Source organism: Bacillus sp. AFS001701 (assembly GCF_002559405.1).
GTDB lineage: Bacteria > Bacillota > Bacilli > Bacillales > Bacillaceae_G > Gottfriedia.
This window is the reverse complement of record NZ_NTZO01000521.1, coordinates 1-6597: the sequence shown is the minus strand read 5'-3', so window position 1 is coordinate 6597 and position 6597 is coordinate 1. Positions and strand designations below refer to the sequence as shown.

General features: G+C 33.0%; 10 protein-coding genes. 8 read left to right on the top strand and 2 right to left on the bottom strand.

The annotated features are described in order from the left end of the window. Nucleotides 1-202 precede the first annotated feature (202 nt). Nucleotides 203-766 (top strand): DUF2777 family protein, encoded by a 564-nt coding sequence (locus CN514_RS21970; RefSeq protein ID WP_176526030.1) that lies wholly within the window; start codon nt 203-205, stop codon nt 764-766. Nucleotides 767-807: 41 nt separating this feature from the next. Here the strand turns inward: CN514_RS21970 and CN514_RS21965 are convergent, their stop codons facing one another. Beyond that, nucleotides 808-1182, bottom strand: a complete 375-nt coding sequence (locus CN514_RS21965; RefSeq protein ID WP_097973702.1) for a DUF1516 family protein — start codon at nt 1180-1182, stop codon at nt 808-810. Nucleotides 1183-1646: 464 nt separating this feature from the next. On the opposite strand from CN514_RS21965, the gene CN514_RS21960 reads away from it, so the two are divergent. The 7 genes from CN514_RS21960 (at nt 1647) to CN514_RS21930 (ending at nt 4173) form a co-directional block, all read left to right on the top strand. After that, nucleotides 1647-1802: an aspartyl-phosphate phosphatase Spo0E family protein gene (locus CN514_RS21960; RefSeq protein WP_098234399.1), complete on the top strand. Its 156-nt coding sequence runs from the start codon at nt 1647-1649 to the stop codon at nt 1800-1802. Between the two features lie 186 nt (nt 1803-1988). Beyond that, nucleotides 1989-2210 carry a spore germination protein gene (locus tag CN514_RS21955; protein WP_088012100.1) on the top strand — a complete coding sequence of 74 codons (222 nt, stop codon included), beginning with the start codon at nt 1989-1991 and terminating at the stop codon, nt 2208-2210. A gap of 13 nt (nt 2211-2223) precedes the next feature. After that, nucleotides 2224-2421: a spore germination protein GerPB gene (locus CN514_RS21950; protein WP_088012101.1), complete on the top strand. Its 198-nt coding sequence runs from the start codon at nt 2224-2226 to the stop codon at nt 2419-2421. 37 nt (nt 2422-2458) lie between these two features. Beyond that, nucleotides 2459-3070 (top strand): spore germination protein GerPC, encoded by a 612-nt coding sequence (gerPC, locus tag CN514_RS21945; protein WP_098234398.1) that lies wholly within the window; start codon nt 2459-2461, stop codon nt 3068-3070. Further along, the gene (locus tag CN514_RS21940; protein ID WP_098234397.1) at nt 3067-3243 is read left to right on the top strand and encodes a spore gernimation protein GerPD; all 177 of its coding nucleotides are present in this window, start codon (nt 3067-3069) and stop codon (nt 3241-3243) included. Before gerPC ends, CN514_RS21940 begins: the two co-directional genes overlap by 4 nt. Then, nucleotides 3243-3941, top strand: coding sequence for a spore germination protein GerPE (locus tag CN514_RS21935; RefSeq protein ID WP_098234396.1), 699 nt, complete (start codon nt 3243-3245; stop codon nt 3939-3941). Before CN514_RS21940 ends, CN514_RS21935 begins: the two co-directional genes overlap by 1 nt. Nucleotides 3942-3957: 16 nt before the next feature. Beyond that, nucleotides 3958-4173 (top strand): spore germination protein, encoded by a 216-nt coding sequence (locus CN514_RS21930; protein ID WP_098234395.1) that lies wholly within the window; start codon nt 3958-3960, stop codon nt 4171-4173. 39 nt (nt 4174-4212) lie between these two features. Here CN514_RS21930 and addA read toward each other — a convergent pair. Beyond that, on the bottom strand, nt 4213-6597 hold a 2385-nt coding region (gene addA / locus CN514_RS21925), incomplete at its 5' end, for a helicase-exonuclease AddAB subunit AddA (RefSeq protein ID WP_098234394.1).

Sequence of the window (6597 nt, the reverse complement as noted above, 5' to 3'; positions counted from 1 at the left end):
TCCTAATACCGGTCGGAAAATAGAGTAAAATTTTTAATCCATTTAAACAATATTCGAGATTCAAAAAAAGGTTCGAACGAAAAAAAGATTCTATTAGATACTTAATTTTATGATTCAATAAAATGTCCGAATCACTCCTTTTCACTTGAACCTATGTAATTAAACAATGAACAGCAGAACGCTTGTAACTGGAGGTTACTTAATGCAATTTAAGCACCGATCACAATTATTTCAAAAGCAACCTCGGGCTTTTACTATTGGAGCAATTGAAGAAATAAATGATGAATGGGTCTTTTTCGATGATGAAACTGATGAGGCATTTTTACTTGAGGATCTTATCGATGAAGATTTTGAAGTTTCTATAAATGAAGAGTGGGTTCCTGCTTCTTTAAAAAATGGTAATTTTCTTATTCAGTATTCCAAAAAGAAAAAATTACAAAATGGCGATATCCTTCGTATTCAAAGAAAGCTTTTATATAGCTTCGATTCACTATTAAAAAATTTGACCGATGAATCATTTTATACTTTGGCGTACCTACTAAATACGCATAGTTTTTCCCTATACGATTGCTTGTACTGTCACAACTTCCTTTCATTTCAACCTGAAGGTTCACCTTCAGAAGGAGTTAATTTCATCGTATTTGATAATGGAGAACTTGTTTGTTCAGTATATCACCAATTTAGAATTTCATCTGAAGAACAAAACCATCGATTTGAACTTACGAAAGCTACAGGTAACCGCTACCTATTAACTCAACTTTCATAAATACAAAAAACTGTCACAAGAAATTTGTGACAGTTTTTTTATTAAGCAAAGAAGTGAAAACCTTGTGGTAATCTAAATCCTAAATATAATAAAGCTAAAATAAATACTGTAAAAATAGTTGCAGGAACAACCATTTTACGGTGTTTCTTAGAAGACACTGTGAAATATTCAAACACACCTAACATAAGAATACCAAGTGTCATTTTTACGTTATAAAGCATCATCATATTAGACGGCATATTTTCTTTATTTGAAATATGAATAAATAAATACAGTCCAGTTCCTAAAATAACGAAGTATAAAAGACGTAAAATCATATGGGCAACTTTCACATTCCAACCATTTTTGTATCCGTGTCCAACAAATAAAGCTAAAATAATAGCGATTACCCACGATGTAATATGTAAGTGAATCATTTCATTTCCTCCCAAATATATATTCTAAATAATCATAACATAAGTGCTTGAATAAGGAAAAATGTAGATGAAATGGAAATGGAAAAGATTTTAAAAAATTCACAAATTGTTCAAAATATAAGCTGTGATATTATACCTATTTGCCGTTCTATACAGCATGACATACTATTCATTTTTTTTAATCATAAATTATATTAATCTAGGATTGTAATCTACTGTCGAAAATAAATTCATTATTACCTATAGCTCCTTACAATTCGACACTCTGTATAGTTTATCCTACAAAAACCTTTCAATTTCCACTATCCAAAGATTGAATGAAGGTGAATATTGTAGTATTTTGTAAGTTTTACACTTCTTTTAGCGAATGTCTTTTCTTATGAAAATGATTTTGTATAATAGCATTACATACATCGTGAGACCTAGACATAATTCCCTATTCTTGAACAAAGTTGGTGACTAAATTGCTGCTTCATGTTATAGAGAAAAAACGGGCCCGAATGGTATATTATGCGGGACGATATGGCTTTACGAACAAGAAAACAGTTTTATGTAGCCAGGAATTGGACAGGCTCATGAATATGATCTCGCCCTTTACCTCTTCTAAAAGGAGAGCTTAATAGCTAGCTTGCGATTAGTTTTTCTAATTGCAGCTAGTATTTTTTTTGCTCTCCCTATTCCCCCTTCACTCCTTTTCTTCTATTATAAAAAATTAATACTTCTTAACAATACATAGTCTACAATCACGTTTTAGGTTAAATGGCCATATAATACATAATCATAAAAAGAACAAAGGGTGTACAGTCATGCCTGCTTATGTTGGAGTAATTAATATTGTCAGTATCGGTAGTAGTGGTGTAGTAAATGTGGGTGATGCATATAATATCATACCTAAAAGTAGTGCTCAAACGTATGCCGGTGCTGGTTCGTTTAATACAGGTGATAATGTAACAGTTTATAACAATAAAAGTATTTCGAACGTATATGATCAAGATCAAGTTGATCAACCAATGGTCGGCAATATGTAAAGGAGGATGTCGTTTGAATATATATATACATCAAACAATTATTATTAATCAGCTAAAAACTGGTGGGATCGTAAACTCATCTGTTTTTCAAATTGGAACATCAGGAAATATAAATGCAAAAACGATAACAAATAATACTGGAGATTATTCAGAAGCAGCACCACCATTATCTGAACCAGGTCAAATCGTTCAAACTTCCCAAGAGACATAATTTTATTCCTGTAGCAAATTGAAAGCGAGGGAATTCTATGAATCAACTAGAGTTAAGACAGACTCAGATTGAGCAATTACTTTATGAACAGTCCCAAATAATTGAAGAATTAAAAGCTAAAATAGCTCAACTTGAGGCTACTGTTATTGAACTTTCTCAAAGACCTGAGACAAAAATTGATAAAATTGAATACAAATTTGACCAATTAAAAGTAGAAAATTTAAATGGTACGTTAACAATCGGGCTGAATCCTCTTCAAGCCCCTACATTCGATGATTTAACAGTGGAAAACCAACAAATTGATATTAAGCCTGACAATCATATGAAAGCTTTGAAATCATATATAGAAGAAAGAATTCATTTCCATTTAAAAGAAGAAGCACTAGAAACCATTCTCCAACTAGAAACGGAGCTTAGAGTTGCAGTTGATGATTATTACCGTCAAATGATGATCGATGATATTCGAAATCAAATGGATATTAGGATTCCTTACTATATTGATTTATATAAAAATAAACCTAACTTCGCAGATAATCCGCTCAGATATTCTGAAGAAGTCGTCTTACACATGTTAAGAGATATTCGAACTGCCTATAGTGCCTTTTTACAAAACTTACCGCATAATATCGGAAAGGAGAATAAAGGATGAATTTAAATGTAACAAATTGCAATTTACAAGTAGAAGAAATAAAGTTTAGCGCGATTTCATCATCTTCATTATTTTTGATTGGGGACGCTCATAATATTTCACTATCCTCAATATTTGACACGCCACCAGAATCGTTAATTGTAGGGCCATTTGTACCTTTATCTGTAAGTTAATGTTTAAAATCGATCCAAGTTTTCGTTTAGCCGCTGTAGAAAGATACGATGTAAATACAGTACTATTTTCAAGCATTTTGCAGTTTGGAGATACATTTTCAATCAATGCAGAGTCAAATGCACTCGCGCTTCAAGAAGAAGGAAATATGCTTGCTGATCCAAACAGAAATGTTTTTGAAATTTATCCACTTTATAAAAAAATTCCAAAACATCTTCCATATGTTCCTAATGTGAATTTACATCGAGTAAATCTTAACCCGACAATCCAAGTTGGTTCAATTAATTATAATGGTATAAGCTCTGCCAGCGCTTCCGTTATTGGCTCAGTTCATAATGCTACAATGTTATCTCGTGTACATCAAATCCGACATTTTATTAAAGAACCTACTTTACACTACCTAACTCCAGGCGTTAGTCATGCTCAACCTACTTTTTCTCAACTAATGCAGCCAATGATGTCATCATCAATGCAACCAGTTCAATCAGAAGTACTTGTTCAACCAACGTCACCAGTTTCGCCCGTAGTAACGCCACACGCAGTAGTACCAGTTGCACCTGTAGTTCCAGTACACACAGCAGTACCATCCGTGCCTTCAGTACCTGTAGTTCCAGTACACACAGCAGTACCATCCGTGCCTTCAGTACCTGTAGTAACAGGACGAAAAAAAGAGACACCAAAAACAAAATTATCCGATTAAGAAAGGAGAATGTTTCATGCCAACATTTCTTGGTGCAATCGTTATCTCAAACAATGAAGGAAATATTAATACAGGTGATCTTAATAATATCTCACCAAAAACGCAAACAAAATCATATTTCGGCTCAGGCTCAGGTAATACTGGGTTTCTTCCAGCAACAATAAGCGGCGCAAGTGCTACTAATACTTTAGATGCTGATTTAGTAGACCAAAATGAAATTGCAACTCTATAACTCAAAAAAGAAAAGCGATGCAAAACGCATCGCTTTTTTCTATAACTCTACAATATGACCACCATCGAAAAAGTATAGATACTTTGCTTTAACCAATTTATCCATACCCGCTTCAATTGCCTTTGAATAAAGATCGAGTTGAACACCATATCTTCTAATTGCTTCTTGCTTCAAGGCATCACTTGTTGCAAATGCACCAGTTCGATCGGTTTTATAATCAATTAATATAACCTCGTCTCCATCAATTAAAAGTAAATCAATAATCCCTTGGATTAATACAACTTCCTCTTCATCTTCCCACTCTTTATAAATTTCATTTGTTGAAACACCATAACTAAATGGTACTTCGCGCAAGTTTTGATTTGCGTTTTTCACTAATTGACCAAGTTCTGACTGACAAAATTCAAAAATCTCCAAGCTATTTACAGCTTTCCCTTGCTCTTGGGTAATTAATTCTTTTAAAACCATACTATTTATCTGATTAACGATGTCTTCATGAGATGAAACAAATTGATAATCTAAATTTTGCATAACAGCATGGGTAGCAGTTCCTTTTTCAGCTGAGTTCATTTTTTGTTCTGACATAAACTTCGGTCTTTCAAGTGGAAAATCTTTCGTTTTAGCCGCTGTAAAACTTTGACTATATGGATCTTCCTCTTGCATTTTCCTTTTTAATTCTGTAACAGATTGTTTTGGTCGATATAGAGTTGATTGTCTATGATGATATTGCCAGTTTAATTGATTCTCTAGTTTTTCATGAAGCTCATCATTGTTAATTTGAATCGGTTCCTTTGACTGAAAAGCTTGAAATACTTCGACTTTATTATTTTCTACTTCCTCTGTTTCCAATGATTGAATTGTAGAAGCATCTACAATTGAATAATTCCAGCGACATGGGTAAAACTGAATTTCATTTTCTGTATGCCACAAATCATCTTCGAGTCTAATTGCATTACTAGAATCGTGCCGAATGATAGAAGGACCAATCCAATCAAGATAACTTTTAGCACCACTAATAACGTTCAATGGCAGTAGCCATTCTTTATGGTTTTCAACTTCCTTCCAACTTTCAATCATTTTTTGTGCATCATTTACTTTACCTACTAAAATAAGTTTTTCTCTTGCACGAGTTAATGCAACATAAAGAATTCTTAACTCCTCGGAAATTAACTCTTCATGTTCCTTGCGCTTGATTGTTTCTTTCAAAAGAGTTGTATTAGTCGTACGGTACGAAGGATGTACAAAATTCATACCTAAACCTAATTCCTTTTGCAATATGAATTTTGCCCTTAAATCCTGCATATTAAATTGCTTAGATGTATTCACGACAAACACGACAGGAAACTCTAATCCTTTACTTTTATGGATTGTCATCATTTGAACGACATTTTCTTGTTCACTTAAAATACGAACCTCATCTAGCTTTTCATCTCTTTCTTGCATACGATCTAAAAATCTTAAAAACTGAAATAGACTTCTATAATTTGATTCTTCTAATGCTTTAGCACGATCAAATAACGTAATTAAATTCGCTTGCCTTTGTTTACCTCCTGGTAAGCCTCCGACAAAGTCATAGTATGTAGATTCCTTTAATACCTTCCAAATAAAGATTGAAAGTGTCTCCCTTTTAACGAGTCGTTTCCATTCCTTTATTTGTGCAAAGAAATTTACTAATTTAATTGAAAGCTGTTTATGACGGTTTTCATAATTATTTAGATAATCTTGACACGCATCGTAAAAGGAGCCATTTTTATAATTAAGTCTAATCATCGTTAATTCCGGTTCTGAAAGTCCTACAATTGGAGAACGTAGGACAGATGCAAGTGGAATATCTTGAATCGTATTATCGATTAGCTTTAATAAATTTAAAAAAACGGCCACTTCAATTGTTTGAAATATGTCCTTTGATTTCTCAGCATATAACGGTATACCTAACGCTTTGCATTCTTCGATATACAAATCTGCATTCGATAATGAACGGCCTAAAATAGCAATATCATTATATTTTACCGGTCTCATTTCTCCAGTCTTTTCCGTTACTAAATATTCACTTTCAACTAAATCCTTAATTCTTCTCGCTACGTATCTTGCCTCAATTTGTTCAAGCTTTTCTTCAACAAGATCATCATCTTCTTGCTCACTGAACTCAGGCTCATTTTCTTCTTCATCCGAATTCGTTAATAAGATTAATTCAGCAGCGCAATCTGGGTATTCAGGATAGCTGGCACCTAGCTTTAACATCGCATCTTCATCATACTCAATTCCACCAATTTCTCTTCCCATGATTTGTTGAAATATAAAATTGGTTGCATCTAATACTTCCGCTCTACTTCTAAAGTTTTTAGAAAGATCGATTCTTAAACCAGTTCTTTCATTTTTCTCTTTTTCATATAAATTGTATTTATTTATAAATAGTTGTGGTTC